We start from the raw sequence: 26613 nt of genomic DNA, 5'->3' as shown, positions 1-26613 counted from the left end.
CATGGTTTTATTTAATCGGCAGGACAAAAGTCATCCGTGTATAATCGCTGTCAAAATCAAGCTGAAGCGGCAGCAGGGAGACGTAGTAATCATTTTTCTTGTATTCCAGTGTCATGAGCTGCTGCTCTATCGACTGCCAGAGCTTGTTATAAAGAAAATCGATATGGCCCTGCTGCTGGAAGACAGCGCTTTTCGTCTCTTTCATATATTCAATGTCAAGTGTCGTATGCGCGTCGTATGGAACCCCGTAGAAGATTTCGGTCCCGTCCTTCGTCGGATGAACGACTACATGAAGCTGTTGAGCGGCAGTCAGGCTGCGCAAAACATCAAAATGGCCGCTTTCCTTCGCTTCATATAAGAGGTCGGGAATGAGAAAATGATTGAATAATTCCTGATGGTCAACCATCGTCCGGTAGCCGGCGAGCCGGACTTCATGAAAATCCTGAATGCTGAATGACAGAGGCGGCTGTTCAGTCACTCCGAGTCTCACATACAGTCGGTTGAATACTTTCAAGGATTCCTTAGTCGTTCTTGCCAGCATCGGGGAGATGCCGTGGTAGTCACTGAAGTCATCAGAGAAACTATGCGCGTCGTTATAGCCGTAGTATTCAGCGACATCTATAAGTCGGCGGTCACCAGTCATAAGTTCCTGTGCCGCTTCTGATAACCGGCGGCGGTGCACATACTCTTCAGGGTTCATGCCGCAGATCATCGTGAAGGTCTGATTCAGATGATAGGCAGTCTCACCGATGTAGTCCGCCATTTCTGTTAAGTCGATGTGATCCAGCAGATGGTCCTCCAGATAGACGATGGTCTGCTGCACCAGTTGTAAAGCTTCCATTAAATCACACTTCCATTATTTTTTCATGAGCCGAACTGATAAATGATCATCAAGTCATTCTTATCATCAGGATAACCGCTGAGCGGGATACGGCTGATCTCAGTGAACAGATTGAGCTGGTTGATGACATCGATATAGTCACTCTTTGCATAATATAATATCACTAAAACGCGTGTGTTGTAAGCAGCATGGGTCAGGAACTGATGCAGCACAGACTTGAATATATCCGCTGAAAAAGGATTGAAGAAAAAGAGGATCGTCTCGCGGCCGGTGAAGCGGTAATCCGTCACATTCTGATTGAAGGCATGAACGCGACCGGCTGCCTGATGATGCATTTCATAGGAGCGGATATTTTTCATCCCATCCATGTACAGTGCTTTATTCAGTTCAATACCCGCTGTATCGATATCAAATCTGTAGTTCATAAAGATAGGCACACGCATCAGTCCTGAGCCGAAATCAACGAGTCTGTCATTTTTCCGGATGAAAGGCTGTAACTGACTGCTTAATGTCAACAGGTCGTCATAACTCGTCGGTTCGTAGCGGTGATAGTGCCTGATGGTCGGAAACTGGTGGTTCGTGCCATTGGTCTCAATGTGGAGTAAAGTATCATAATCCATTAGTGCGCCTCCTGTAAAAGACCTCTTCCACTACGGAAGAGGTCTCTATTAAAATTCCCACCAGTGCAGGTTATCCCGGCTGAGTAACAGCTGGCTTTTGACCGGTCCGTTTGAACCGGCCGGATAGTTCGGGAAAGGCGCTGGATTATCATTCCAGTACTGGTCGACTGTATCGACATAAGCCCAGGTCGCCTTCAGTTCCTCCCAGTGCGTGAAGTTCGTTGAATCGCCTCGCAGACAGTCATAGATCAGTCCTTCATAGGCATCGACTGTGTTCATCTTATCCTGAGTCGTCAGGGCGTAGGATAGCTTCACCGGCTCTGTATCAATGCCTTCGATATACTTACGGGCATTCAGGTGAAGCTCTATGCCTTCGTTCGGCTGGATATTGATGACCAGTAGATTGGAATCCAGATGCTGGTCTTTCTTATAGTAAAGGTTCATCGGCACTTCTTTGAATTCAACAACGACGCGGATTTCCTTCTTCTTCATGCGTTTCCCGGTCCGGATATAAAATGGCACACCTGCCCAGCGGAAGTTGTCGATCATTACTTTGGCAGCGACGAATGTCGGCGTATTGGACATAGGGTCTACATGTTCTTCATCGCGGTATTTAGGCACTTCTTCTTCATTGACGATCCCTTTATCATACTGACCGCGGACGAAGTAGTTTCTCACTTCAGACGCACTCACGTGACGGATGGAGCGCAGCGCTTTGACTTTCTCGTTCCGTATATCTTCTGACTGAAGAGAAATAGGGGGCTCCATCGCAAGCAGTGATACAATCTGCAGCATGTGGTTCTGCACCATATCTTTCAGCGCGCCGGAATTGTCATAATATCCGCCGCGGTCTTCAACACCGAGCGTCTCAGATGAAGTAATCTGGATGTTCGAGATGTATTTGTTGTTCCATAATGGTTCGAACATCGCGTTGCTGAAGCGGATGATCTCAATGTTCTGCACCATATCTTTCCCTAAGTAATGGTCAATACGGAAGATTTCTTCTTCCTTGAAAGATTTAGTGATCTGTTTATTCAGTGCTTCCGCTGTCTTCAAGTTAGTACCGAACGGTTTCTCGATGATCAATCGCTTGAAACCTTTCGTCTTAGTCAGTCCGCTTGATTTCAAAGCATCAGTTACAATGCCGAAAAACTCAGGTGCCATCGCCAGATAGAACAGCCGGTTACCTTCAAGCTTGAACTGCTGGTCGAGCTCATCAGACAAAGTCATGAGCGCTTTGTAACTGTTCAGGTCATTGACATCGTTGGGCTGATAGAACACATGCGTCATAAACTCATCGATGCGATGCGTATCCTTCACGTGCTCACCGATGGAAGCCTTAATTTCTTCGCGGAACTTTTCGTTGGTCCAGTCACGTCGGCCGACGCCGATAATTGCGACATGTTCATTAAGATTATTCTGTTGAAATAGATGGAACAGCGATGGGAACAGCTTTCGATGGCTCAAGTCGCCGGTCGCTCCAAAAATTGTGATTAAACATGGTATATTTTGTTTTTCGATATCCAACTGAGTAACCTCGATTCGTTAAAAGTCCTTTTTATTTTTTCATACAATCTCTGAAAACACAAATAAAACATGCTATAATGACTTGATTAATTAAGAAGGTGAAATGAATGAAAATTACTTTTTTAGGCACAAGCGCGGGCCTGCCGACTAAAGAGCGGAATACGCAGACGACAGTGCTGGATTTAAACCCGGTTTATAACGAATACTGGCTCATCGATGTCGGTGAGGCCGCTCAGCACCGTATATTAAATACGAACATCAAGCTCGGCAAACTGACGACCATATTGATCACGCATCTTCACGGGGACCATATATTCGGTCTGCCGGGGCTGTTGACATCACGAAGTTTCCAGGGCGGTGAAGGGAAACCCCTGCAGGTCATCGGACCGAAGGGGATTAAGCAGTATATAGAAACGACGCTTGCTGTATCGGCCTCTCATCTGAACTATCCGCTTGACATCATTGAACTGGAAGGTGACGAAAACCAGCTGCTGATTCATGACATCACAGTTTCGGTTCGCCTGCTGCAGCATGGCATCCCTTCATACGGCTACAGGCTGCAGTTTCCGGATAAGGAAGGAAGCCTGAAGCAGCAGTCGCTGCAGGAAGCAGGGATAGAACCGGGACCTATCTATAAAGCCTTTAAGACGCAGGACGTTGTCGACTATAACGGGGTGATATATACGACGGCTCACTTCAAGGAGCCGGCAGAACGCGGTAAAGTCATCACGTTCTTCGGGGATACGATGCCTGCCGCAAGTGAAGCTCAGCTGGCTGACCAGGCGGATGTCATCGTTCATGAGTGCACTTATCTGGAAGGTGACCATGAACTGAGCCATAAATATTACCACAGCCATATCGCAGATGTCATGCAGCTGGCAGTATCAAGCAGTGTCAAGATGACACTGCTCAATCATGTGAGCAACCGCTACACGAAGGAAGATATTGAAGTGCTCATGCGCCGGCTGCAGGACGAGCATCCTGAATTCACTTTCCGGATAGCAGAAGACTATATGTGTTATGAACTGTAGTTCATTACAATAGCAGCCCTCAATCAATTGAGGGCTTCTATTTATTCGGATAATTCCTTGCTGCGTTTGTGCCCTTCCTGCAGGCAGTCACCTGCTGCATGTCTTCTGCCACTTCAAGCGCCGAATTCTCAGCCTTATGACGCTCAGCGAATGACTCAGAGAATGTAATGCCGGTCATGGAGTGCTGCAGCCGGTCATTGGTGTTCGGCATAAGTCGTGCGACAGGATTTGCAGTGTTAAGCATGGTTTTGATCTGATGGATCGATATGCCTGCCATAATAGAGGTGAAATGATTTTCGGGTCTGATTTTATCTTTAATACGCTGTGCGAGCGACTGAACATCGTAATACCTGGCCGCTAAAAACACTTGGTCAGCAGTTCCCATTATAGCCGCAGTTAATATTGAATTTCTCCTGACAGCCTTTCAGCATGGCTTCACTTAAACGGTTCGTCAAATATCGTGGCTGTGAAGGACGCTGCAGTCCATCAGTCTTTCACAGCCATATTACTGCACCGCAGAAGATTATTTTCATCTTTGACACCTGTGCTGTTTAATTAATATCAGTATTAGTGTACCATAACACTGTAAGTTGCTACTATGACACAAGGAGGGATGAAGTCATGCTTGGTAAAAAGTTTTTACTGACCGGTGGAACTGGCGGACTAGGGGAAGCGATACTTGAAGAACTGATTAGAAACGGGGCATTCGTCACGGTCATCGGCAGGAATGAAGAGAAGCTGGCTGGGTTGACGGCCAAATATCCGGCACAAGTGGACGTGTTCAAGGCGGATTTGAACGAACGGGAAGCGGTCGACCGGCTCGGAGATTTTCTGCGCAGCGGGCAAACGGTTTATGACGGACTGATCAACAATGCGGGGTTCGGTTACTTCAAATCATTTATGGACCACACGCCTGAAGAGATTCATGATGTATTGAATGTCAATCTGACGCAGACGATACTGCTGACTCATCTGGTGATCCCTTATATAAGAGCAGAGGGGTCGATCGTCAACATCTCCTCACAGGCAGCGAGAGTGACGACGCCTTACAGCTCCATCTACGCTGCTTCCAAAGCAGGATTATCAGCATTCACCAATGCGCTGCGCATGGAAGAGCCGCTGCATGTGATGACCGTGCAGACAGGACCCATCGGCACTGCGTTTTTTACGCGTGCAGACAGCAGCGGGAAGTATGACGCGATGACGAAGCGGCTGCAGCTGGACCGCCATAAGCTCGCCCGCGAAATTGTCGACGGGATAGTGACAAAGAAAACAGAGATCAACCGCCCGCAGTGGATGCATTATGGATTGACGCTCTACAATTTGTTCCCACGCTTCATCGAGCGGAAACTTGAACGGCCATTTCTGTCCAAGAGCAGGCTGGATTAATCTTAATGATAAAAGAAGTGATGCCCGGCCGAAAAATGGCCGGGCATTACTTCTGCTGTTCAGGCAGCAGATGATAGGATTCAAGAAACTCAGTGACTTTTTTGCGGTAAGTAACTGGATTGACGTTGTAGCTTGCGGCATGGCCGCCGTACTCCGGATACCACTTCATCTTCGGGCCTCTCTTCTTGTTGTACAAGTCCACTGAATGCGTATACGGGATGAACGTATCGGGCTTCGAGTGGATGAATAGCACCGGCTGCTCAATGTTCTCGACAATCTTGATCGGTGACACGGCATATAATGAGAACTTGGAGCGCATGCGTAGGAAAATGTTGATGATATACAGCAGAAAGCCGGAGCCGATTTTAAGGCGCGCTCCGATAATGTGTGTCAGCACCCGCTCGAAAGAAGAGAAGGAGCAGTCAGAAATATAGAACTCAGCCTCACTGGCCAGCTCGCCGGCGTAGAGCAGCATCGTCGCGGCACCCATAGATTCTCCGTGAATACCGAATTCCACATCATAGCCGTAATGCTCTTTCAAATGGAGAATGACGGCTTCAAGGTCAAACTTCTCGTAGTAGCCGTAAGTCGAATAGACACCGCCGCTTGAGCCGTGTCTTCGATGGTCGAAGATGATCGCATTGAAGCCGAGCTCAAGAAATAAGTTCATGTATTTAATAGATGTAATTCGATTTTCAGTCACTCCGTGGCAGAAGATCATCCATTTTTTGTGGGGGTATTTCTTGATGACTTCCGCTTCGATGTTATAGCCGTTTTTCGATGAGATGGTCACCTGTTTCGGCTTCAGGGCATAGTAGGCTTTCTCGTCGAGCCGTTTCGCCTTGATCTCCCGGCGGCGGATGACTTCAACGTCCCGCAGCTTGAAGTTGAGAATATAGTTGCTTGCGAGTAGACCGGTTGTTACAAGTGCACCCGTTGTCGCCAGAGAAGTGACAAGCGCTGCCTGCTTCCAGTTCATGATAAATGGTCCTTGTAGTCAAGGTCCTTGAAGTGATCACGTGTTGTTGTCTTGGAATTGCTCACCTGCTCGTAATGAGCAAGGTTAGTCGTGAGCTGGTCCACACTGCTTGCACCGGAGACGATCGATGCGACCGGCTGATTGAGCAGGTAACGGATGGCGCTTTCAGCGAGCGGCGCATCTTGAGCGGCTTTTGTGAGCGTCTCTGTCAGTTCTTCACGACTGTAATCCATGACGCCGTCTTTGAATTTTCTGTCGATGACTTCTGCATAGTTGTCAGTCAGCAGGCCTTTCATGACCGGGCCGCGTGCAAGTATTTTGACATCGTGGGCCGCAATGGCTTCCGTCAGCATTTCCGGACGGTTATCAATCATATTGAACTGCATCATCACAACATCGATGTCACTGTGGTTTAAATAATAGTCGATGACATTCGGCCGGATGGAACTGATGCCATACGTTCTAATCAGGCCATCACGTTTCAATGTATTGAAGGCATCGATTGTTTCATCTTTATTATCTTCAATCATGCCGCCGTGCAGCATATATAAATCGAGATAGTCTGTGCCGAGCCTTCTCAGACTCTCTTTGACGCTTGACAATATATGTGCCCTTGATGGGTCCCACTTTACGTCATCATCCTCATAGTTGAACGCATTGCCGACTTTTGACGCGATGATGATATCACTGCGTTTGTTATGCTCCTTCAGAAACTTGCCGATCAGTTCTTCATTCTTCCCTTTATCGTATAAATCAGCTGTGTCAAAATAATTGATGCCCTGATCGATAGCTGTGTTCATAATCAGAGCGGCATCGTTATAGCGATGGGGTAAGTTCATACAGCCGAGCCCCATCTCTGATAGTTCCAGTCCGCCTCTTGTACGTCTATAATTCACAAATGTTCCCTCCTAGTGGTATGATAATCATAGTTTAACACGTTGAGAAATGAGGGCAAAATAATGACATTTGAAGAACGTACATTGCAGAAAGAAGAGATTTACAGCGGCCGCATCATTACGGTGGAGAAACATGATGTAGAACTGCCGAACGGTCATAGAACAACAAGAGAAATCGTCAAGCATCCGGGTGCCGTCGCTGTCCTTGCGGTCCATGAAGGTAAAGTGCTGCTCATTAAACAGTTCCGTCAAGCGATGGAGGAAGTGCTGATTGAAGTGCCGGCCGGCAAGGTCGAACAGGGAGAGACCCGTGATTACACAGCGCTGCGTGAACTGGAGGAGGAGACCGGCTATACGACGGATGATATCACACATCTCTATGATTTTTATGTCTCGCCGGGGTTTTGTGACGAATTGATTTCGCTGTATTACACGGACCAGCTCATTCCATCCGACGAACTGACAGCAGACGATGATGAATTTGTCGAAAAAATGTGGGTGCCGGTGGATAAAGTGAAACAGCTGCTGCAGTCAAATCAAGTCAGAGATGCCAAGACGATGCTGGCACTCCAGTATTTACTGCTAAATTGTAATCATTCTAATTAAATGACCATTTGTAGTTGCAAAGTACGTGAATTACTGCTATTTTATTAATATATTATCAGGGTGCTAGGGTAGGTGACACATGCAGGAACGAATTCAGAAAATTAAAGACCAGCTGCACGCAGCTTCCTATAAATTGACCCCCCAGAGAGAAGCGACTGTCATCGTCTTGCTTGAGAATGAAGCAGATCACCTCAGTGCTGAGGATGTCTATTTAAAGGTCAAAGAAAAGGCGCCGGAAATAGGACTTGCGACGGTATACCGGACATTGGAACTTCTTGCTGAACTTAAAGTGGTCGATAAGATCAATTTCGGAGACGGTGTGGCAAGATTTGACTTAAGAAAAGAAGGGGCAGAGCATTTCCATCATCATCTTGTGTGCATGGAATGTGGTGCCGTCGATGAAATAGAGGAAGACCTTCTCGGAGAAGTAGAACTGAAAGTGGAAAGAGACTACAACTTTAAAATTATGGACCATCGTCTGACGTTCCACGGAATATGTCACCGGTGCCAGCGCTAACCGCAGTCGTCAAGAATGCGGTTTTTTCTATGATTATAAAAAGATTATGGTAAACTTAATGAGAGGTGAGAAGATGCGTGATATAGTAGAAGAGTTTCTGCATTTCATTATGATTGAAAAAGGGCTGAGCGAGAATACGATTGCTGCCTACAGAAGAGATTTAACAGGTTATATCAACTTTCTTGAGCGAGAGAAAATCGGCCATCTGGATAACGTCGACCGCTTTACCATTACATTGTATTTAGGTCAGCTGAAAGAAGAGAACAAGTCTCAGAAGACCATCGCAAGAAACACAGCATCCATCAGAGGATTTCACCAGTTTGCCCTCCGGGAGAAATACGCGGTGAAAGACCCGTCAGTCATGCTCGAACCGCCGAAAGTGGCGAAACATCTGCCGGACGTCCTGTCTATTGCCGAAGTCGATGTTTTTCTTGAAGCGCCTGACACATCCAAACTGTTCGGCAGAAGAGATCAGGCGATGCTTGAACTGTTATATGCGACGGGCATGCGGGTCAGCGAGCTGATCAATCTTGATTTGGAGGATATTAATCTGATCATGGGCTATGTCCGGGTGTTCGGTAAAGGCAACAAGGAACGGATCATTCCGCTCGGCTCCAAATCGATGACCGTGCTCGCTGATTATATTAAGCATACGCGTCCGAAAATGCTCAAAAAAGAAGTCACCGACAGCCTGTTCCTCAATTTTCACGGCCGCCGGATGACACGCCAGGGCTTCTGGAAAATTATTAAGCAGCTGAAGGAAGAAGTAGGCATCAAGAAAAAACTGACGCCGCATACACTGCGGCATTCATTTGCGACCCATCTGCTTGAAAACGGGGCGGACCTGCGTGCGGTCCAGGAGATGCTGGGCCATGCGGACATCAGCACGACGCAGCTGTATACCCATATATCGAAGAAACAAATACGGGATGTCTATAAGAAGACACATCCAAGAGCATAAGGAGGCTGTTATGAATCAGGAAAAGAATAAGTACATCACATTGATTGTTTTACTGGCCATTGCCCTTGGCTGGGGGATCTACTACTGGATGTTTATTGCCCATTAACTGACGTTCACGCTCAGCGATCACTGCACTGCGGTCTCTTGTCGCATGGAAATTAATCCAGGCGTCATCGGCCGGACGCTCGGAATCAAAGTCCGGATAGAGCGCTTTAAGCTGACGGAGACATGAAGCGGTCAGCGGCAGCTGCAGCGGCGTGTATGGGCCGGCTGTTCCAAGCCGTTTCTCCAGTATAGGAATAAGGGCTGGTTCAACACCGTATTCAGTCAGCAGCTGGGCATGCCGCCGGAAGCCGTCCACTGCTTTTCGCAGACAGCGTGCAGCGCCGGCCGTATTACCGCGCCGGTGATGATACTGACTGGTCGCAAGCATAATAAACGCGACTTCAATGTCTTTCTTGCTATAGGAGGGTCTGGCTTTCCAGACGTCCTCCAGCAGTTCATGGCATTCAAAGTAGTGACGTTCATGTAAAAACTGATAGTAGTAATTCAACATTATATTCATTAGAAAACTCCTGACTGTGAGGTGACGTTATGTACGAAGTAAGACTCGATGCCTTTCAAGGTCCGTTAGACCTGCTGCTGCATCTCATCAAAAAATTTGAAATCGATATTTATGACATCTCGATGAAACATCTGACTGAACAGTACTTTCATTATATCAATTCAATGACTGAACTGGATATCAATGTGCAAAGTGAATATTTGGTCATGGCGTCAGAACTGCTGCGCATTAAAAGTAAAATGCTCCTCCCTGTGCCGCATGAAGCCAGTGAAGACGATCCCCGGGATGAGCTGGTATCTCAGTTGATTGAATATCAGAATTATAAATACTATGCAGAACTGCTGGAAGAGAAGCGGCACGAACGGGACCAGTTCTTCATTAAAGCACCGGCAGACTTGTCTCAGTACGAGCGCCCTGTCAATGAAGCGCTGGAACTGTCTGTGATTGACCTCATGGCGGCCTATCAGAAGGCACGGGCCAGAAAGAAAGTGCAGGTGCCTGAAGTGACACTTGCCCGTGAATCCTATACGATACAGCAGGGTACAGACTTAATCAGGCAGCGCTTGAGTGCGGATGGTCATATCCGCTTTACGGACTTATTTACGTTCAATGAATCCCGGCATCGGCTCGTGACCATTTTTATCGCGATGCTTGAGATGATCAAGCATCAGGAAATTGCCGTCAGCCAGGAGACATTGTTCGGCGAAATCGAAATTAGAAGAGGGAAGTTAGCATGTTAAGCAATCAGGATATATTAACAGGTCTCCTTTATACCGTAGGAGACGAAGGCATTGAACAGCTGACGCTTTGTGAGCTGCTTGATGTCACCGCAGATGAAATCACTGAACTCGTCGCGCACTTCGACTCGCGGGTCATGCGCATCCAAAAATACGGCAGCCGTTATTTTTTAGGCGTTATGCCGGAACTGAATCCTTATATCGACCGGCTGGTGACACAGGAAGTCGGACGTAAGTTGACACAGGCCTCAATGGAAACATTGGCCATCATCGCTTATAATCAACCCGTAACGAGAAGTGATATTGAAGCGATGCGGGGCGTGAGTTCCGACGGTCCTGTCAAGACGCTGCTCGACAAAGGTCTGGTCATCACTAAGCAGGAGGAGACACGAAGTCAGCAGCTTTATACCTCTGATTATTTCCTGCAGGTGTTCGGCATTGAATCACTTGCTGAACTGCCTGCGGACAGCACGACAGAACATGAACTTGAGATGGAACAGTTCTTTAAATCTATGAACGACAAAGGAGACTCATATGAGTGAACAATTTGAAAGACTGCAGAAAGTCATTGCACAAAGCGGTGTAACATCACGCCGAAAAGCGGAAGTCCTCATTACAGAAGGTAAAGTGACTGTGAACGGTGAAGTCGTCAAGACACTGGGCACGAAGGTGAAACCGACCGACAAGATAGAAGTGGAGGGGATACCGCTTGAGAATCCGGATAAGCTGTATATTTTATTCCATAAACCGGCGAAAGTCATTACAAGTGTATCCGATGATAAAGGGAGAACCGTCGTCACTGATTTCTTTCCGCAGCTGCAGGAACGGATATTCCCGGTCGGCCGGCTGGACTACGAGACGTCAGGATTACTGCTGCTGACGAATGACGGCGAATTTGCGAACCACATGACACATCCGCGATATAAAGTGAAGAAGAAATACGTGGCGAAGCTGAAAGGCTATCTGCTGCGTGAACAAGTGAGACAGCTGGAGCAAGGCATCATGCTTGAAGACGGCAAAACGGCACCAGCTGTGGTCAAAGTGAAATCACAGGACCGGGAGAAGAATACAACGCTCGTTGAGATCACTATATCTGAAGGCAGAAACCGGCAGGTCCGCCGTATGTTTGCGCATTTCGGTCATGAAGTGGTGAAGTTATCACGCATTGAATACGGTAATCTGACGCTGAAAAGTCTGAATGCCGGAGATGCGCGCGAACTCTCGCCGCATGAAGTGAAGACGCTGCGTCAGATGGCACAGTTTAAAGGCTAAAATTCACATTGTTGCCACTAAATCAATTTTGTTGAATGCTATAATAGACATAATCATGTTTAAGTAAGGAGTATGTTATGTCCAGACAAGCGAAGAAAATCACTCAATATATCGTTATGCTGCTGATTATCGCGGCGATCGGGTTCATCATCTACATCACGATGACAAAAGACAACAAAGGTATTGTGAAAGTTGGAGAGCAGGCACCTGCCTTTCAGCTGAAGACAATGGACGGCAGAACAGTCAACTTGAGTGACTATAAAGGTAAAGGGCTCATCCTGAACTTCTGGGGAACATGGTGTAAGCCGTGCCGCAAGGAGATGCCTGCGCTGAATAAGAACTACGAGAAGTATAAGAAGCAAGGTGTCGAAGTACTTGCCATCCATATTAAGAAGACGCCGCAGCAGGTGACTCAGTTCTTTAAAGGACTGGATGAACCGGTCCGGCTGCCCATTGCTTTTGATAACAACAATGAAGTGAGCGATGCCTTTGGTATCGATCCGCTGCCGACGACTGTGGTCATTGATAAGAACGGCACAGTCAAAGCGGTCCATGAAGGCGAAATGAACAGCGGGACTATCGAAAAATACATGAAAAGCATTACACCGTAAGTGAGGGCCGGTCAATGAATGAAAAACAAATAGTCTGCACATGCGGACACGTCAATCCTCCGGGGACACAGCTGTGCCAGAACTGCGGACGATTGATCAACGATGATTATGATAAGAAGAAAACGACAGATATTATGCGTTACGATGGTTCTGCCGTGCGCAGTAAGACGAAAAACAGAACGTTGATCGATAAAATATGGATCTTCTTCAGCTCGGTCAAAACAGGAGTGACACTTCTTGTGCTGACCGTCATCGGAGCGGCTATCGGTTCTATACTGCCGCAGCAGTACTTCATCCCATTGAATGAAGACCCCGCAACATTCTACAGTGAGAAGTACGGCTCTATCGGCTATCTCTACTACAAGCTCGGGTTTGATAACCTTTATACATCATGGTGGTTTTTGATTTTGCTGGCACTGGTTGCCTTCTCAATCATTGCAGCGAGTATTGACCGCGGTGTGCCGCTCTTTAAGTCGCTGCGCAGCCAGACAGTCAAAAAGCATCCGTCTTTCCTGAAAAGACAGCGGCTGACATTGACTGATTCTAAAACAGTGGCGCTTGAAGACGTCAAAGCGACGCTTGAGAAAAAACGCTATAAAGTGAAAATAGAAGGCAGCTCACTGCTTGCTGAAAAAGGAAGGATCAGCCGTTACGGTCCTTATATCAACCATCTCGGGCTGATTATTCTGCTTGCCGGCAGTATGCTGCGTTTTATTCCGGCGTTTTATTACGACGGCTCGATCGCGCTGAAGGAAGGGGATACGAAAAGTGTTCCCGGCACAAACAAGCATTACTACATCAGACACGACAAGTTTATTTTTGAGCAGTATGATCAGACGGCGCAGTCCAATACTGTTTCGATGAAAGCAGATGCGTCAGAGAATATGATAGCAAAGAACTACGAAACGAAGCTGACACTCTTTACCAATGGCAATAAGAACATCCCGGGTGCAGAACCTGCTCTCAATGAACTGAGAAAAGGCAGTATCCGCGTCAATCACCCGTTTAAGTTTGACCATTTCGAGCTTTATCAGAACAGCTTTGATCAGAGCCAGCTGAAGGAAATGACCTTTAAACTCATCAATAACAAGACAGGGCAGGAGACAGGGAAACAGTTCACGGTGAACCTGGATGAACCCGCGTCCGATTATAAAATCGCGAATAACTTATCGATTCATTTAAGGAACTATGCCCCTGATTTTGATAAGGTCGAGGCAAATGGTACACTGTCTACAAAGTCACCGAATACGATCAACCCGGCCTTCGTCTTTGAAGTTGCGGAGAAAGGCCGGAAACCTGAATTCAGTATGCTGAAAATCCGTTCATCTCAAGACATTTCACAGGGGAACGACTATTCCATCAAGTTTGTCAGTGCGACTAATCATATACTGACTTTCCTGACAGTGAAAAAAGACTTGACGCTGCCTATTTTATTCGCCGGTTTCACTATCTTCCTGCTCGGGCTGTTCATCGGCTCCTATATCAATCACCGCAGAATATGGATCAATCAGGAGAACGGCTTTAAACTGGCAGCACATACGAACAAAAACTATTTCGGTCTGAAAAATGAAATCAACAGTTTATTAGAAACTTATCATCTACCTGAAGTTAAGGACAAAAATGATGAATCGGAGGATCAGTCATGAATCATGATACACTATTGAATATCAGCAGCACGGCGTTATACGCTGCATTCATTCTTTATTTAATAGCAATCGTTCCTTTTTCTGCAAGCATTAAAGCAAAAAGAAAAGGAAGCGAACGCATCGCTGTCATACTGACAGCTGTCGGCTTTATTATGCAGCTTGTCTACTTTGTCACACGATGGCTTGCTGCCGGTCATGCGCCGGTCAGCAACATGTATGAATTTTTAACGATGTTCGGGATTATGATGGTCGGCGGCTTCCTCGTCATCAACGCCATCTATCATACACCGATTCTTGCCTTATTTTCACTGCCGGTAGCGATGCTGGTCATCGTTTATGCAAGTATGTTTTCGCACGATGTCTCACCGCTGATTCCGGCGCTGCAGAGTAACTGGCTGGCTATTCACGTCATTACAGTGACATTATCCTATGGTATTTTATCGGTCAGTTCTATAGCCGGTCTCATCTATTTGCTGCGCTATGTTGACAGCAGCAAGAAATCAAAAGATGCATTCTGGCTTGAAGTCGTCATGTATTTCATCGTCCTTGTCATCGCCTTTATTTTGACGACGATTGTGATGAAAGGCATTGTCCATTATGAGGACAACTTCTTCTATACGGATAAAAATGGCCGTGATGCGGTCGCAAGCTATCACCTCCCTGCGCTGATCACATTTAAGGATGCGATTCCTGTCAATCCGAATGGTGATAATCAGTGGAAAGAAACGAAACATTTTATGACCGGTATTGAAGTCCCGCCGGTATTGAACGCACAGAAATTAACGACTGTGCTCTGGTCGATTATTATCGGTTCGATTCTTTACGCGCTGATTCGCCTGATTGCAAGAAGGACGATCTTTTCGATGGTCAAACCACTGACGACCAAAGTTTCACTGCCGATGATGGATGAAATCGGCTACCGCTCAGTCATTATCGGCTTCCCGCTGTTTGCGCTAGGCGGCATATTATTTGCAAGCATCTGGGCTCAGATCGCCTGGAGCAGATTCTGGGGCTGGGACCCGAAAGAAGTATGGGCACTGATTACGTTCCTGTTCTATGCCATTTTCCTGCATTTAAGATTAGGACGCGGCTGGGAAGGCAAGAAATCAGCATGGCTTGCAGTAGTCGGTATGGGAATCATCTTATTTAACGTCATTGCGGTAAACTTAATTATTGCAGGGCTGCATTCATACGCCTAGAAAAGGATGTGTCATATGAAAGAGAGAATTCTGATTGTAGATGATGAAGATAGAATTAGAAAACTTGCTAAGATGTATCTGGAACGGGAAGGCTTTGAAACCGTGGAAGCAGCAGATGGTGAACAGGCACTCGAGCTGGCACTGGCGAGCAACTTCCACTGTATTTTACTGGATATCATGCTGCCCGGTATGGACGGCATGGCAGTCTGCCGCAAAATCCGGGAGGAGAAGTCGACGCCGATTATTATACTGACGGCTAAAGGCGAGGAGAACAACCGGGTGGAAGGCTTTGAGATCGGCGCTGATGATTATATCGTCAAACCGTTTTCGCCCCGCGAAGTAGTGCTGCGTGTCAAAGCGATTTTAAGACGCTCACAAAGTTCCCTGTTCTTTCAGCATGACAGTCATGCCAAAGATTTAATAGTATTCGACTCCCTCGTCATCGATAATGATGCCCACCGGGTGAGCGCAGAAAACAAGGAAGTCAATCTGACACCGAAGGAATATGAACTGCTGCTCTTTCTGGCAAAGTCACCGGACAAAGTCTTTGACCGTGAACAGCTGCTGAAAGAAGTATGGCACTATGAGTTTTATGGTGACTTACGCACAGTGGATACGCACGTCAAGCGACTGCGTGAGAAGCTGAATAAAGTATCCCCGCGGACAGCCGAGATGATTCATACGGTATGGGGCGTGGGCTACAAATTTGAGGTCAAAGACCAATGAAGTATTTAAATAGTGTCGTCATTAAACTGTGGTTAACTATCATTTTGATAGTGACTACAGTTTTAATTATATTGTCGATAGCACTCGTCAGTTTCTTCAACGCTTATTTCATTTCTGAGACGGGCAACAACCTCTATCAGAATGCCACTAAAATAGAACAGGTGCTGATGAGCCGGCACAATCAGCAGGATTCACTGGACTATGCCAAGGAGCTGATTGAGAACCCGGCCGGACTGATCATCATTAAAAGTAAGGCTGCACTGACGAAACCGTTTGATGACCCGCTCAAACAAATGATGGTTGATCAAGTGCGGACGAACAAAGATTACAAGAAGGTGTTTGAGCAGGAGCAGCACGTGACAAAGACTATCAATGTCCAGTATCAAGGAGAGCTGCACCGCTATATTCTGCTCGGTTTTCCTTCCCAGGCTTTTAATACGAACGGTGCGATCATCCTCTATCAGGATATCAACTCCATCTCGGACACCATCCAGTACATCTGCCTGATTATCCTCATCGTCACACTGCTGCTTATTATTTTGACGACGATCTTTGCCTTCTTTCTGTCGACAAGAATCACGAAGCCGCTGCTGCTGCTGAAAGACTCGGCCTTCAAAGTGGCACGCGGTGAACAGACCGGCAGACTGGATACGCAGTCGAGGGATGAGATCGGTGAACTGACGGTCGCTTTCAACAAGATGGAACAGGACATACGCCGCAACATCAGTTCCATCAAAGCAGAACGGAACGTGCGGGACAAACTGATTGACGCGATGGCAGACGGGGTGCTCAGCTACAATCTCGATATTGAAGCGCAGCTTAAAAATCCGATGGCCGACCGGTTTCTCGCCTTGATAGACGACGAAGCGAAAGCAGTGCTCACTGAACGGTTTAATGCAGTGACGACACTTGAACAGACGGAGACTTATTCAGTCACCGCGCACCATCATCACTTTGTCATCATCATCTCACCGGTGAAGACCAACCAGAAAATCGGAGCCGTTGCTCTCATCCGTGACATGACTGAGGAATATCAGAATGATGAGATGAAGAAGCGGTTTATCGCGAATGTCTCCCATGAACTGAGAACACCGATTCAGATGCTGCAGGGCTATACAGAAGCACTGCTCGACGGAATCGGTGAGACAAAGGAAGAACGCGATGAATTTCTCTATATTATTCTCGATGAGAGCAAACGGCTGAACCGGATGGTCAACGAGCTGCTCAACGTAGCCCGCTATGATGCCGGCAGCAATGAAATGCTGCTGGAGGATGTGCAGGTGAAGTCATTGTTTGACAAAGTTGCGACGAACTTCAACCAGCGCTTGAGCGACAACGGTGTCCAGCTGACTGTTGAAGTGGATGATGAGCTGCACTGGAGGATGGACTATGACAAGATGATCCAGGTGCTGACCAACTTAATAGATAACGCCATCAGGTACACGCATGCCGGTGACAAAGTTATGCTTCAGGCAGCCGGGGATGATGTGCTTGAGATGATTGTCATGGACACAGGTGTAGGTATAGCGGCGTCGCATCTTCCTCATATTTTTGACCGGTTCTACAAAGTGGATGCCGCAAGAACGCGAGGGAATCACGGGACAGGGCTCGGCTTGTTCATCGTGCAGGCCATCGTGCAGTCTCACGGCGGGACGATTACTGTGGCCAGTGAAGCAGGGCAGGGGACAAAATTCATGATTTCAATACCAAAACATTGATTTTTTATTGGTTTTTGATATGATTAGTGATGGACTTAAGTCCAAAATAATTAAATATTCATCTTCGGGGACGGTGAAATTCCGTACCGGCGGTTATAGCCCGCGACCTGTCATCGTATGATGATGGCTGACTTGGTGGAACTCCAGGGCCGACAGTAAAGTCTGGATGGGAGAAGATGGAGGGAACACATGAATATCGTCATGTTTATTTGTGATGCCACCTCCTCATTCTCGGATGAATGTAAGGAGTTTACCATGGCAAATATTCATAAGACAAAACGGCTGATCTTGATCAGTCTATTAAGCGCAATCAGTTTCATCTTGATGTTCATCAAATTTCCACTGCCGTTTCTACCGCCTTATTTAACGATTGATTTCAGTGATATTCCGGCACTGCTGGCATTATTCACTGTAGGACCCGCTGGTGCACTGGCTGTAGAAGCGATTAAAAATATTCTTAACTTCCTGTTCACTCCGGCCGATCCTGTCGGTCCGGTAGCGAACTTTTTAGCAGGTGCATCTTTCCTGCTGAGCATCTACTTTGTGTCAGGACGGCAGCTGAAGCATCATCTCGTACCTGCTTTTTTAGTGGCGACACTTGTCATGGCAGCTGTGATGAGCATTTTGAACTACTTTGTGCTGCTGCCGCTTTACGGCATGATCATGAATCTTGAGGATATCGCGGCGAACTTAAAAGTTATCGTGTCTGCAGGAATTATCCCGTTCAATGTCGTTAAAGGGTTAGTTGTCTCAGTCATTTTCATGCTCATCGCACGACCGCTGCTGCCACTGCTGCGCAGACGTTTTTAACATCATACTTGATAACAAACTAACATGACATAACAGAGCCGGCATTTGCCGGTTCTTTTTATGGAAACAAACACTTGCAATTGAATCGCCTATTGATTATGATATATCTTATTAAATATATCGGAATTGTAGGAGGTAAACAATTGATCTGGACAATTATTAGTGGTTTAATCGTAGGTGCACTTCTCGGTTTTGTCATGCAGCGGACAAGATTCTGTCTGACAGGCGGCTTCAGAGATATGTACGTGCAAAAAAGCAACAAAATGTTTTATGCGTTACTGATCGCCATTACCATTCAGAGCATCGGGCTGCTGATCTTATCAGCGGCAGGTGTCTATCAGCTGAGCTATGAAGCATTTCCGGTCGTCGGAACCATCATCGGCTCGTTTGTTTTTGGTGTTGGTATTATTCTTGCAGGCGGCTGTGCCACAGGAACATGGTACCGTGCAGGTGAAGGGCTGATCGGCAGCTGGATTGCCCTCTTCATGTATGCTCTCAGTGCATCAGCGACGAAATTCGGATTCCTGAAACCGGTCCTCGACAAAATCAACAGCAAAACAGTCGTCAGCTCTAGTATGACGGAAACGACAGGCATTCCATTCTGGGTGTTCGTTGTAGTGCTGGCAGCCGTCACGTTATTCTTTGTGAACCGTTCACTGAGTAAAAAGTCAGCCGCTGTTCCTCAATTGAAACAGCGCTACACAGGTATAAGACATTACTTGTTCGAGAAGCGTTATCATACATTTACAGCAGCGGTCGTCATCGGTTTGATCGCACTACTTGCCTGGCCGATGAGCATATCGACTGGTAGGGTCGGCGGTCTCGGCATCACGACACCATCAGCTAAACTGGTTCAGTTTATTACGACAGGTAATGTATCACTGCTTGACTGGGGCGTATTCCTTGTTCTTGGGATTGTCGCCGGCTCATACATCGCTGCTAAAGGGTCACGCGAATTCAGATGGAGACTGCCGGACATTAAGACGATCAGAAACAGCGTCATCGGTGGTGTGATGATGGGATTCGGCGCATCTATGGCAGGCGGCTGTTCTATCGGTAACGGTATGGTGGCAACAGCAACGATGTCATGGCAGGGCTGGCTGTCCTTAGTCTTTATGATCCTTGGCACCTGGTTTATGAGTTACTTTGTATTTGTCAGACCGATGCAGCAGTTTAAGAAATCAGCAAAAACTAAAGCGGTCGCGCAGACTGCCTAATAGACAGGAGAAGTTATTATGGTACACGAATTAGGGACGGTTGGGATGGTCTGTCCATTCCCGTTAATCGAAGCTCAGAAAAAAATGGAGACACTAGCAGTAGGTGAAGAACTTAAAATAGATTTCGACTGCACGCAGGCAACAGAAGCCATTCCGAACTGGGCAGCGGACAACAACTACCCGGTGACGAACTATGAGCAGCTGGATGATGCGTCATGGACCATCACCGTGCAGAAAGCTTAGTTTAAGAAAGTGATTGTCATAAAAAAACGGATGGAATAATAGATTCCATCCGTTTTTTATGTGGTTATTCGAATTTAAGTGCATCTCCGTCGAATGATTCATCTGCTACTTTAATAGAATCGGTCGGACATCCTTCAAACGCATCGATCATGTCTTCTTCCAGTTCTTCAGGAACTTCTTGAGTCCCTTTGTTGTCATCGAGGATTACAAATGCAATGCCTTCATCATCATAGTCATATATATCGGGCGCAGCGGCACCACAAGCACCACATGCGATACATGTATCCATATCGACAATCGTATATTTACCTGCCAAACTATTCGCCTCCTTACATAAAAGTGCTACACTATCAGTACATACTTATTTTAGAGATTCATTCCTTATTTTTCAACCTATATTATTCGGAGGAACCAATGAATTCTGTACTAGCACTGGCGGCAAAAAAGAAGTTTCAGTCAAAAACGGATAAAAGTTTCATTAATATATTGACCGGCTATAAATCCCACCAGACGTATTTCGATGCTTTAATGCAGGGGATGATGCCGTTCTATCATGCTTTTCCTGAGCTTAAAGCACTATTGACTGAACAGGATGGGGCGGTGGAAGATTATATTTTCTATCCTTATTTCTATGATTCCGCTGCACTGACCTTCCAGAGTTTGAGGCTGCTGACACAGTCGTTGTCCGCCTATGCCGGGAAGTTGACGACGTTTTATCCGGTCACCAATCATCTTTATGTGCAGCAGCAGGTCAAGCACTGTTTTGCTTACTACAAAAATCATCCTGATGAATTTAAAGCGGAACTTATCAGTCTATACGAACAGGTCGAACAGCAGCTCGGCGCATGCTGCAGCTTCCTGCTGCTGCCGGACGGATGCGGACAGCATAGTAGCAGGTCCGAACTGACGACCCGGTTTCAGCTGCCTGCAGACGCACTGGAGCTTGTACTGCTGAAGGAGTTCAATCTGCTGACCGAGCTCATCCGACAGCATCCGGTGCTGTCTCCTCTCTACATCCGGCTGCCGCTTCACAGTGCCACTGAGAAAACAGCAGCACTGCTCAGCGGGCGGCTCACCATTCAGCAGATGGCTGCTGCCCGCGGGGTTAAACATCACACTATAGAAGATCACCTCATAGAGATGATGATTAAAGATTATCCGTTTGACTGGCAGCGCTTCATCAGGCCGGCAGAGGTCGGTGAAATTCGGGCGCTGTACGACAAGCATGCTTTTGAACGGCTGAAGCCTTACTTCGAAAACTCAAGTATCGATGATTACTTCAAGATTAAGCTTGCCATCTGTCTTGTAATTAAGGGGGAATATAATGGACCAGAAGCAGATTCTTAAGCAAATATACGGCTTCCAGACGCTCCGTCCCGGGCAGGAGGCTATTGTTGAGGCAGCGAACCGCGGCGAGGATATTCTCGCGCTGCTGCCGACAGGTGGCGGCAAGTCACTCTGCTATCAGCTTCCTGTCCTGACTGTCAACGGCAGGGCGCTGGTCATTACACCGCTCGTTTCATTGATGGAGGACCAGGTCGCAGAGCTTAAACGGCTGAAAATCAAAGCGGTGTGCATTCACAGCCATCTTGATATCCGGGAGAAGCGGATGATTCTTGATCGGCTCCAGCAGTATCACTTCATCTTCTGCTCTCCTGAATGGCTTGCGACTGATAGAGCGCGCGCCTTTATCTCTGCTGTTGATTTCACCCATATCATCATTGATGAAGCGCACTGTCTCTCTGAGTGGGGTTATGATTTCAGGCCGCATTATCTGCTGCTGAACGAATTGCTGGATTATTATGCCGGCGTCCAGGTGATAGCCCTGACAGCGACTGCTAATGATAAGACCATTCATGACATCCAGCATCTGCTGCACCGGCGCCTTCATGTCATCGACAATCGAACGGTCAGAGAGAACATCTTTTTGAAGGTGCTGCCTGCGCCATCTGCCAGGAAAATGTCGCTGCTGAAAGAGCTGCTGTGGTCTGCCGGACCGTCAATCATCTACTTCTCTTCAAAGCGGATGTGCGATGATATCCATCAGCAGCTGACAAGTGCGGGTTTCAAGGGGATGACCTATCATGCTGATATGAGCTATGAGGATAGGATGGGCGTGCAGCTGTCCTTTCAGAATGACAGCATCCAGTATGTCTGCGCCACCAGCGCGTTTGGCATGGGAATCAACAAGAAGAATATCAGAACGGTTATCCACTATCATGTCCCGAAGTCGATGTTTCAATACGTGCAGGAAATCGGCCGGGCGGGGCGTGACGGTGAGCAGTCCCAGGCCATTCTGCTGTTTAATGCAGAAGACCTGAATATTGCCTACAGATTTCTTGAAGAAGACCGGGTGACAGAACAAGACCTGATATTATATCGGGACAATATCCGGCTCAGTGAAGAGAAACAGGAGTCTATCTCGATTCTGCTCAGACGATTTTCGTATCAGGAACTTGAGCGGCTGCTGACACTGGAAACCGCCGTCAAATATGAGGCGCTGCGGGCGATGACTGAATACGGGGCAAAAGACCATTGTCTGACCAGCAGGCTTTATGATGTAGAAGAAGGGTGCCGACATTGTCAAGTCTGTGTCGGTGATCAAGCGTTCAGCTTCCAGACGGTGCTGCAGCAGAAAACAGAGCTCGGCTACAAGGAATACATTAATTCTTTGTTTCCGGCCTAGTAGTGCTTTACTAATAAGTCTTTCATTGTCTATAATAAATAATATATTTATATAAAGAATAAGCAGGTGAGAACATGTCAAAAGATGATTTTAGAGATGAATTTGAAAAAAGCAGACAGCCTATCGAAAGACAGGAAGATGTGACAGAAGAGCCGACGGTGACGTCTGATGCGCAGGCGGATGACACGCAAGGATTTCTGAAGCGTGGTGTGTCCAGAAAGAACCGTTCAGCAGAAAGACGACGTCGTGTCGAACAGAACGAAGATGAACCGGCGGAAGAAAGAGGAAGAGACAAACGGCGTAAGCGCAACGCGGCAGCCGGTGAAGCGGATCAAACAATCAGCCGGACGACATTTGTTGCCGGTGCCGGCAGCACGGCGGAACAAAGTGCAGAAGCGGATGCGGTTGAGCCGACTCCTGTCGAGCCCGTCGCAGCAGAACATGAAAGTGATGAAGCAGACGAGCATAAGCCTGCAAGCAAGTTGATACCTCTGTTAGCGGCTCTGTTAATCTTAATACCGATCATACTGCTGATTGGAATGTATATTAACAAGCAGATCAACGGTCCAAAGCAGGATCAAGTAGCGGTCACTCAAAATAAAGAGCAGTCTACAGAAGACAAAGCTGCGACGAAATCAAAGGCTGAAACGACAGACACAGCTCAAGAGCCGGCGACGACAGAAGCAGTAACGACAGAAGCACCGATGACCGAAGCAGCAACTGAAGAAGTGACGACAGAAGCACCAATGACAGAAGCACCAACGACAGAAGCACCGATGACCGAAGAGATGACCGAAGAAGTAACAACAGAAGTACCGACGACGGAAACGCCGATGACAGAAGTAGCAACTGAAGAAGTAACAACAGAAGCACCGACAACAGAGGTGCCAACGACAGAAACACCGGCTTCCGAGAAAGTCACAACTGAAGATAGCCATCATACAGTAGCAGCGACTCACGTTGTAGGCGCCAACGAGAATTTATACCGCATTGCCATTAAATATTATGGCAGTGGTACACCTGCAAACGTAGAAAAGATTAGACGTGCCAATGGCATTTCAGGCAATGCAATCGGGGCAGGACAGACATTAGTCATACCTGAATAGTAAGCAAATTAGGGGGATGGATATGTACTTAAAAACGATTATGATACCAAAAGGCAAGTGTTATGTGGCAAGTCCTGACGATTCTGTCAGATCAGTGCTTGATAAGCTGGAGCATTACGGAATTGACGGCATGCCGGTAGTAGGCAGCGGTACTTATTTCGGCACAGCGACACAGTTTGATATTTTCAGACATTTCTTCTTCATGAAAGATAGAAAAGGTAAGGACGATTTTCTGGATAATACGAAGATTAAAGACATTTTGACACTTGATAAATATAGTGTTAAAGACGACTCATTATTTGAAGAATCATTTTTGTCACTTCAAGATTTCCCGATTCTAAGTATCATCAATGACCGTAATGAATTTCTCGGTGTAGTCACACGCTTTGATGTTATGGAGCAGTTCAAGAGTGCATTCGGCATGAACCGTAAGGGCGTCCGTATCGCCATCACTTCCATCGATGCAGAAGGCCGTATTAAGCGTCTGGCGCAGGCAATGCAGAAATTCAAAGTGAACGCCATTTCATTTGTTACATTTGATGAGACAGATAAGATGCACCGCCGTATGATCATTAAAGTAGAATCAGATAAGGACATCAAGAAATTTACAAAATACTTAAAAAATCACGGATTTAAAATCCTTGATATTCAAGAAGACTAAGGAGCTCGTTGCTGAGCTTCTTTTTTATGAGGAAGGTGTAATCATTTGAAAGTAATTGAAAGTATTATTATCGGAGCAGGGCCGTGCGGTATGTCAGCAGCAATCGAGCAGAAAAGGCTGGGGATTGATACGCTGATTATTGAAAAAGGGAATGTAGTGCAGGCAATCTACAACTATCCGACCCATCAGACGTTCTTCTCATCCAGTGAGAAGCTCGGCATCGGGGACGTACCGTTTATAGTCGAAGAGCATAAGCCGAGACGCAACCAGGCGCTTGTCTACTACCGTGCGGTTGCAAAATATTATGACCTGGACATCCGTATTGAAGAGACCGTGCTTGAAGTGACACGACATGACGACGGCTTCCGGCTGAAAACAACTAAGGACACGTATCAGTGCCGCTACTTGACGATTGCGACAGGTTACTATGGTCAGCCGAACACACTTGAAGTGCCGGGTGCAGAGCTTGCGAAAGTCCATCACTATTTCAAGGAGGCACATCCGTACTTCAACAAGAAAGTAGTAATCATCGGCGGCAAAAATTCAGCAGTCGATGCTGCAATCGAACTGGAGAAGGCAGGGGCAGAAGTGACTGTCATTTACCGTGGCGCTGCGTATTCAAAGAGTATTAAGCCATGGATACTGCCGATATTTGATTCACTCGTCAAAAACGAAAAGATTGAGATGCATTTCAATGCGCATGTTGAAGAAATTACTGAAAACATCGTCATCTTCTCAGCGGAAGGTAACACTTATGAGCTTGAGAATGATGATGTGTTTGCGATGATCGGTTATCATCCTGACTATTCATTTCTGAAGGCAGCGGGCATCGAGCTTGTGACCAATGATTACGGTACAGCGCCTTACTATGACCGCGAGACGATGGAGACGAATGTAGCTGATTTGTTCATCGCAGGCGTCATCGCTGCCGGAAATGATGCGAACACCATTTTCATCGAAAATGGTAAGTTCCACGGCGGTCTTATAGCGGAAACCATCAATAAGAGGAGAGCCGTTACCGGCTGAAATAAGTGGTCAGTTTCTCACTGTGCAGACCGTTGCTGAGTGCAACAATCAGCTTCAGCCGGGCTTTCTGACCGTTCAGGCCGTTCGAGAAGATGACTCCTTTCTGATGAAGCTCATAGCCGCCGCCTTCATACTGATAGTTATTGCTGACGATGCCGTTGAAGCAGCGTGAGACAAGGACGACTGGAATATGCTGGGCAAGCAGTTCGTTCAGCCCGCTGAGCGCACTCGGCGGCAGGTTTCCCTGCCCTAGTGCTTCAATGATGACGCCGTTATAGTGCGCTTCACTGAAGAAGCGGAGCAGTTCTGCATCCAGGTCGGCATGTGCTTTAATCAGTCCGACTTTAATGGATTCATCGACTTTGACGAGCGGCTGATGCCTCACCGGCAGATGATGGAAGTAAATGTTGTTCTTTGTAATAATGCCGAGCGGCCCGTAGTTCGGGCTCTGGAAAGTGCTGGTGTTGGAAGTATGGGTCTTTGTCACGTTTTTAGCGCTGTGAATCTCGTCATTAAACACAACGAGTACGCCCTTTCCTTTGGCATTCACATCACAGGCAGTCCGTACCGCTGCGATATAGTTGTATAGACCGTCCGCACCGATTTCATTGGAGGAACGCATGGCGCCGGTCAATATAACAGGGATGGAGACATTTAACGTCAGATCCAGAAAATACGCTGTTTCTTCAAGCGTATCAGTGCCGTGGGTGATCACGACGCCGTCATAGTTATCTTCATTAATATGCAGGATAATGGTCTTTCTTAAGTCATTCATATGATGTAACGTCATATGCGGTGAGGGCACCTGGAATGGATGAATCTCTGTAATTTCTGCCAGCTGCTGTACCGTCGCAGCATTGGATACTGGGTTTTCATTGTTCGTTGTCACATAGCCGTCTTTATTTTCTGACATGCTGATGGTGCCCCCTGTATGGAGCACTAATAGCTTTTTCATGGCTGCCTCCTTATTACATTGCTGTTATTTCTATGATAGAATAAATAAGATTAAACGACAAGGTAGGT

At 46.9% G+C, this 26613-nt stretch carries 31 protein-coding genes and 1 riboswitch; of the genes, 22 read left to right on the top strand and 9 right to left on the bottom strand.

All coding sequences use genetic code 11. From position 1 onward, the window contains the following. Positions 1 to 7 precede the first annotated feature (7 nt). Genes KFV11_RS06340 through zwf form a run of 3 tightly spaced genes read right to left on the bottom strand, consistent with a single transcriptional unit; the run spans position 8 to position 2988 of the window. The gene (locus tag KFV11_RS06340) at positions 8 to 841 is read right to left on the bottom strand and encodes a helix-turn-helix transcriptional regulator (RefSeq protein ID WP_254249511.1); all 834 of its coding nucleotides are present in this window, start codon (positions 839 to 841) and stop codon (positions 8 to 10) included. A gap of 23 nt (positions 842 to 864) precedes the next feature. Then, the gene (locus tag KFV11_RS06335) at positions 865 to 1461 is read right to left on the bottom strand and encodes a hypothetical protein (protein ID WP_254249510.1); all 597 of its coding nucleotides are present in this window, start codon (positions 1459 to 1461) and stop codon (positions 865 to 867) included. Between the two features lie 48 nt (positions 1462 to 1509). Beyond that, positions 1510 to 2988, bottom strand: a complete 1479-nt coding sequence (gene zwf, locus KFV11_RS06330) for a glucose-6-phosphate dehydrogenase (RefSeq protein WP_149458616.1) — start codon at positions 2986 to 2988, stop codon at positions 1510 to 1512. Between the two features lie 107 nt (positions 2989 to 3095). Here zwf and rnz point away from each other — a divergent pair, with 107 nt between their 5' ends. Then, entirely contained in the window at positions 3096 to 4019 is a 924-nt protein-coding gene (gene rnz / locus KFV11_RS06325) for a ribonuclease Z (protein ID WP_254249509.1), read from the top strand. Between the two features lie 37 nt (positions 4020 to 4056). Here the strand turns inward: rnz and KFV11_RS06320 are convergent, their stop codons facing one another. Then, positions 4057 to 4404: a pyrroline-5-carboxylate reductase family protein gene (locus KFV11_RS06320; RefSeq protein WP_254249508.1), complete on the bottom strand. Its 348-nt coding sequence runs from the start codon at positions 4402 to 4404 to the stop codon at positions 4057 to 4059. Between the two features lie 44 nt (positions 4405 to 4448). Between KFV11_RS06320 and KFV11_RS11685 the strand changes: the two genes are divergently transcribed. Together KFV11_RS11685 and KFV11_RS06315 are read left to right on the top strand one after the other, a co-directional pair. Then, complete coding sequence (locus tag KFV11_RS11685; protein WP_302054833.1) at positions 4449 to 4574, top strand: hypothetical protein; 126 nt, start codon at positions 4449 to 4451, stop codon at positions 4572 to 4574. A gap of 66 nt (positions 4575 to 4640) precedes the next feature. Next, positions 4641 to 5408 (top strand): SDR family NAD(P)-dependent oxidoreductase, encoded by a 768-nt coding sequence (locus tag KFV11_RS06315; RefSeq protein WP_254249507.1) that lies wholly within the window; start codon positions 4641 to 4643, stop codon positions 5406 to 5408. Positions 5409 to 5454: 46 nt separating this feature from the next. On the opposite strand, the gene KFV11_RS06310 is transcribed toward KFV11_RS06315, so the two are convergent. Then, complete coding sequence (locus KFV11_RS06310) at positions 5455 to 6387, bottom strand: alpha/beta hydrolase (RefSeq protein WP_149458620.1); 933 nt, start codon at positions 6385 to 6387, stop codon at positions 5455 to 5457. Continuing rightward, the gene (locus KFV11_RS06305; RefSeq protein ID WP_254250604.1) at positions 6384 to 7241 is read right to left on the bottom strand and encodes an aldo/keto reductase; all 858 of its coding nucleotides are present in this window, start codon (positions 7239 to 7241) and stop codon (positions 6384 to 6386) included. The genes KFV11_RS06310 and KFV11_RS06305 overlap by 4 nt, the downstream gene beginning before the upstream one ends. A gap of 105 nt (positions 7242 to 7346) precedes the next feature. On the opposite strand from KFV11_RS06305, the gene KFV11_RS06300 reads away from it, so the two are divergent. The 3 genes from KFV11_RS06300 to xerD all read left to right on the top strand — a co-directional run bounded on the left by KFV11_RS06300 (position 7347) and on the right by xerD (position 9367). Next, complete coding sequence (locus KFV11_RS06300) at positions 7347 to 7889, top strand: NUDIX hydrolase (RefSeq protein WP_149458621.1); 543 nt, start codon at positions 7347 to 7349, stop codon at positions 7887 to 7889. Positions 7890 to 7968: 79 nt separating this feature from the next. Further along, entirely contained in the window at positions 7969 to 8406 is a 438-nt protein-coding gene (fur, locus tag KFV11_RS06295; protein ID WP_149458622.1) for a ferric iron uptake transcriptional regulator, read from the top strand. Positions 8407 to 8479: 73 nt separating this feature from the next. Next, a complete protein-coding gene (xerD, locus tag KFV11_RS06290; protein ID WP_149458847.1) occupies positions 8480 to 9367 on the top strand; it encodes a site-specific tyrosine recombinase XerD in 888 nt (295 codons plus the stop codon). 49 nt (positions 9368 to 9416) lie between these two features. Here xerD and KFV11_RS06285 read toward each other — a convergent pair whose 3' ends face one another. Further along, on the bottom strand, positions 9417 to 9932 hold the full coding sequence (locus KFV11_RS06285; protein WP_254249506.1) for a DUF309 domain-containing protein: 516 nt from the start codon (positions 9930 to 9932) through the stop codon (positions 9417 to 9419). Between the two features lie 29 nt (positions 9933 to 9961). Here KFV11_RS06285 and KFV11_RS06280 point away from each other — a divergent pair, with 29 nt between their 5' ends. The 11 genes from KFV11_RS06280 to KFV11_RS06230 all read left to right on the top strand — a co-directional run bounded on the left by KFV11_RS06280 (position 9962) and on the right by KFV11_RS06230 (position 20111). After that, entirely contained in the window at positions 9962 to 10672 is a 711-nt protein-coding gene (locus KFV11_RS06280) for a segregation and condensation protein A (protein WP_149458624.1), read from the top strand. After that, a complete protein-coding gene (gene scpB / locus KFV11_RS06275) occupies positions 10666 to 11211 on the top strand; it encodes an SMC-Scp complex subunit ScpB (RefSeq protein WP_149458625.1) in 546 nt (181 codons plus the stop codon). The genes KFV11_RS06280 and scpB overlap by 7 nt, the downstream gene beginning before the upstream one ends. Further along, complete coding sequence (locus KFV11_RS06270) at positions 11204 to 11941, top strand: pseudouridine synthase (protein ID WP_254249505.1); 738 nt, start codon at positions 11204 to 11206, stop codon at positions 11939 to 11941. Before scpB ends, KFV11_RS06270 begins: the two co-directional genes overlap by 8 nt. A 77-nt stretch (positions 11942 to 12018) precedes the next feature. Further along, positions 12019 to 12552 (top strand): thiol-disulfide oxidoreductase ResA, encoded by a 534-nt coding sequence (resA, locus tag KFV11_RS06265; RefSeq protein WP_254249504.1) that lies wholly within the window; start codon positions 12019 to 12021, stop codon positions 12550 to 12552. A 14-nt stretch (positions 12553 to 12566) separates the two neighbouring features. Continuing rightward, positions 12567 to 14198 (top strand): cytochrome c biogenesis protein ResB, encoded by a 1632-nt coding sequence (gene resB, locus KFV11_RS06260; protein WP_254249503.1) that lies wholly within the window; start codon positions 12567 to 12569, stop codon positions 14196 to 14198. After that, positions 14195 to 15397, top strand: a complete 1203-nt coding sequence (ccsB, locus tag KFV11_RS06255; RefSeq protein ID WP_254249502.1) for a c-type cytochrome biogenesis protein CcsB — start codon at positions 14195 to 14197, stop codon at positions 15395 to 15397. Before resB ends, ccsB begins: the two co-directional genes overlap by 4 nt. A 15-nt stretch (positions 15398 to 15412) precedes the next feature. Continuing rightward, the gene (locus KFV11_RS06250) at positions 15413 to 16123 is read left to right on the top strand and encodes a response regulator transcription factor (protein ID WP_149458630.1); all 711 of its coding nucleotides are present in this window, start codon (positions 15413 to 15415) and stop codon (positions 16121 to 16123) included. Between the two features lie 50 nt (positions 16124 to 16173). Then, on the top strand, positions 16174 to 17841 hold the full coding sequence (locus KFV11_RS06245; RefSeq protein WP_246143112.1) for an ATP-binding protein: 1668 nt from the start codon (positions 16174 to 16176) through the stop codon (positions 17839 to 17841). A 56-nt stretch (positions 17842 to 17897) separates the two neighbouring features. After that, positions 17898 to 18023: riboswitch (FMN riboswitch) on the top strand. An 82-nt stretch (positions 18024 to 18105) separates the two neighbouring features. Continuing rightward, on the top strand, positions 18106 to 18651 hold the full coding sequence (locus tag KFV11_RS06240) for an ECF transporter S component (protein WP_254250603.1): 546 nt from the start codon (positions 18106 to 18108) through the stop codon (positions 18649 to 18651). A gap of 143 nt (positions 18652 to 18794) precedes the next feature. Then, on the top strand, positions 18795 to 19868 hold the full coding sequence (locus KFV11_RS06235; RefSeq protein ID WP_254249501.1) for a YeeE/YedE family protein: 1074 nt from the start codon (positions 18795 to 18797) through the stop codon (positions 19866 to 19868). A gap of 18 nt (positions 19869 to 19886) precedes the next feature. After that, positions 19887 to 20111 carry a sulfurtransferase TusA family protein gene (locus KFV11_RS06230; protein ID WP_149458634.1) on the top strand — a complete coding sequence of 75 codons (225 nt, stop codon included), beginning with the start codon at positions 19887 to 19889 and terminating at the stop codon, positions 20109 to 20111. Between the two features lie 64 nt (positions 20112 to 20175). Here the strand turns inward: KFV11_RS06230 and KFV11_RS06225 are convergent, their stop codons facing one another. Beyond that, the gene (locus KFV11_RS06225) at positions 20176 to 20400 is read right to left on the bottom strand and encodes a ferredoxin (RefSeq protein WP_149458848.1); all 225 of its coding nucleotides are present in this window, start codon (positions 20398 to 20400) and stop codon (positions 20176 to 20178) included. 125 nt (positions 20401 to 20525) lie between these two features. Here KFV11_RS06225 and KFV11_RS06220 point away from each other — a divergent pair, with 125 nt between their 5' ends. From KFV11_RS06220 to KFV11_RS06200, 5 genes are all read left to right on the top strand, one after another. Continuing rightward, positions 20526 to 21458, top strand: coding sequence for a helix-turn-helix domain-containing protein (locus KFV11_RS06220; RefSeq protein WP_254249500.1), 933 nt, complete (start codon positions 20526 to 20528; stop codon positions 21456 to 21458). After that, positions 21436 to 22797 carry a RecQ family ATP-dependent DNA helicase gene (locus KFV11_RS06215; RefSeq protein WP_254249499.1) on the top strand — a complete coding sequence of 454 codons (1362 nt, stop codon included), beginning with the start codon at positions 21436 to 21438 and terminating at the stop codon, positions 22795 to 22797. Before KFV11_RS06220 ends, KFV11_RS06215 begins: the two co-directional genes overlap by 23 nt. Positions 22798 to 22871: 74 nt before the next feature. Further along, positions 22872 to 23903 (top strand): LysM peptidoglycan-binding domain-containing protein, encoded by a 1032-nt coding sequence (locus KFV11_RS06210; RefSeq protein WP_254249498.1) that lies wholly within the window; start codon positions 22872 to 22874, stop codon positions 23901 to 23903. Between the two features lie 22 nt (positions 23904 to 23925). After that, positions 23926 to 24564 (top strand): CBS domain-containing protein, encoded by a 639-nt coding sequence (locus KFV11_RS06205; protein WP_149458638.1) that lies wholly within the window; start codon positions 23926 to 23928, stop codon positions 24562 to 24564. 45 nt (positions 24565 to 24609) lie between these two features. Then, positions 24610 to 25590 (top strand): YpdA family putative bacillithiol disulfide reductase, encoded by a 981-nt coding sequence (locus KFV11_RS06200; RefSeq protein WP_149458639.1) that lies wholly within the window; start codon positions 24610 to 24612, stop codon positions 25588 to 25590. Here the strand turns inward: KFV11_RS06200 and KFV11_RS06195 are convergent. Further along, positions 25580 to 26545 (bottom strand): asparaginase, encoded by a 966-nt coding sequence (locus KFV11_RS06195; RefSeq protein ID WP_149458640.1) that lies wholly within the window; start codon positions 26543 to 26545, stop codon positions 25580 to 25582. The two genes, KFV11_RS06200 and KFV11_RS06195, sit on opposite strands and share 11 nt — an antisense overlap. Positions 26546 to 26613: the final 68 nt, after the last annotated feature.

This window comes from Macrococcus equipercicus, from assembly GCF_024205945.1.
Taxonomy (GTDB): Bacteria; Bacillota; Bacilli; order Staphylococcales; family Staphylococcaceae; genus Macrococcus; species Macrococcus equipercicus.
The sequence above is the reverse complement of the archived record's forward strand: the minus strand, read 5'-3'. Positions and strand labels throughout refer to the sequence as shown.

Bases quoted from the DNA above. Each gene is read 5' to 3' on its own strand.
- KFV11_RS06340 (WP_254249511.1), bottom strand. From the start codon at position 841: ATGGAAGCTTTACAACTGGTGCAGCAGACCATCGTCTATCTGGAGGAC.
- ccsB (WP_254249502.1), top strand. From the start codon at position 14,195: ATGAATCATGATACACTATTGAATATCAGCAGCACGGCGTTATACGCT.
- KFV11_RS06195 (WP_149458640.1), bottom strand. From the start codon at position 26,545: ATGAAAAAGCTATTAGTGCTCCATACAGGGGGCACCATCAGCATGTCA.
- rnz (WP_254249509.1), top strand. From the start codon at position 3,096: ATGAAAATTACTTTTTTAGGCACAAGCGCGGGCCTGCCGACTAAAGAG.
- KFV11_RS06210 (WP_254249498.1), top strand. From the start codon at position 22,872: ATGTCAAAAGATGATTTTAGAGATGAATTTGAAAAAAGCAGACAGCCT.
- KFV11_RS06305 (WP_254250604.1), bottom strand. From the start codon at position 7,241: ATGGGGCTCGGCTGTATGAACTTACCCCATCGCTATAACGATGCCGCT.
- fur (WP_149458622.1), top strand. From the start codon at position 7,969: ATGCAGGAACGAATTCAGAAAATTAAAGACCAGCTGCACGCAGCTTCC.
- KFV11_RS06230 (WP_149458634.1), top strand. From the start codon at position 19,887: ATGGTACACGAATTAGGGACGGTTGGGATGGTCTGTCCATTCCCGTTA.
- KFV11_RS06280 (WP_149458624.1), top strand. From the start codon at position 9,962: ATGTACGAAGTAAGACTCGATGCCTTTCAAGGTCCGTTAGACCTGCTG.
- KFV11_RS06270 (WP_254249505.1), top strand. From the start codon at position 11,204: ATGAGTGAACAATTTGAAAGACTGCAGAAAGTCATTGCACAAAGCGGT.
- KFV11_RS06205 (WP_149458638.1), top strand. From the start codon at position 23,926: ATGTACTTAAAAACGATTATGATACCAAAAGGCAAGTGTTATGTGGCA.
- xerD (WP_149458847.1), top strand. From the start codon at position 8,480: ATGCGTGATATAGTAGAAGAGTTTCTGCATTTCATTATGATTGAAAAA.
- KFV11_RS06215 (WP_254249499.1), top strand. From the start codon at position 21,436: ATGGACCAGAAGCAGATTCTTAAGCAAATATACGGCTTCCAGACGCTC.
- KFV11_RS06335 (WP_254249510.1), bottom strand. From the start codon at position 1,461: ATGGATTATGATACTTTACTCCACATTGAGACCAATGGCACGAACCAC.
- KFV11_RS06315 (WP_254249507.1), top strand. From the start codon at position 4,641: ATGCTTGGTAAAAAGTTTTTACTGACCGGTGGAACTGGCGGACTAGGG.
- KFV11_RS06310 (WP_149458620.1), bottom strand. From the start codon at position 6,387: ATGAACTGGAAGCAGGCAGCGCTTGTCACTTCTCTGGCGACAACGGGT.
- KFV11_RS06320 (WP_254249508.1), bottom strand. From the start codon at position 4,404: ATGGGAACTGCTGACCAAGTGTTTTTAGCGGCCAGGTATTACGATGTT.
- KFV11_RS11685 (WP_302054833.1), top strand. From the start codon at position 4,449: ATGGCTTCACTTAAACGGTTCGTCAAATATCGTGGCTGTGAAGGACGC.
- scpB (WP_149458625.1), top strand. From the start codon at position 10,666: ATGTTAAGCAATCAGGATATATTAACAGGTCTCCTTTATACCGTAGGA.
- resA (WP_254249504.1), top strand. From the start codon at position 12,019: ATGTCCAGACAAGCGAAGAAAATCACTCAATATATCGTTATGCTGCTG.
- KFV11_RS06285 (WP_254249506.1), bottom strand. From the start codon at position 9,932: ATGAATATAATGTTGAATTACTACTATCAGTTTTTACATGAACGTCAC.
- KFV11_RS06225 (WP_149458848.1), bottom strand. From the start codon at position 20,400: ATGGATACATGTATCGCATGTGGTGCTTGTGGTGCCGCTGCGCCCGAT.
- resB (WP_254249503.1), top strand. From the start codon at position 12,567: ATGAATGAAAAACAAATAGTCTGCACATGCGGACACGTCAATCCTCCG.
- KFV11_RS06250 (WP_149458630.1), top strand. From the start codon at position 15,413: ATGAAAGAGAGAATTCTGATTGTAGATGATGAAGATAGAATTAGAAAA.
- KFV11_RS06220 (WP_254249500.1), top strand. From the start codon at position 20,526: ATGAATTCTGTACTAGCACTGGCGGCAAAAAAGAAGTTTCAGTCAAAA.
- KFV11_RS06300 (WP_149458621.1), top strand. From the start codon at position 7,347: ATGACATTTGAAGAACGTACATTGCAGAAAGAAGAGATTTACAGCGGC.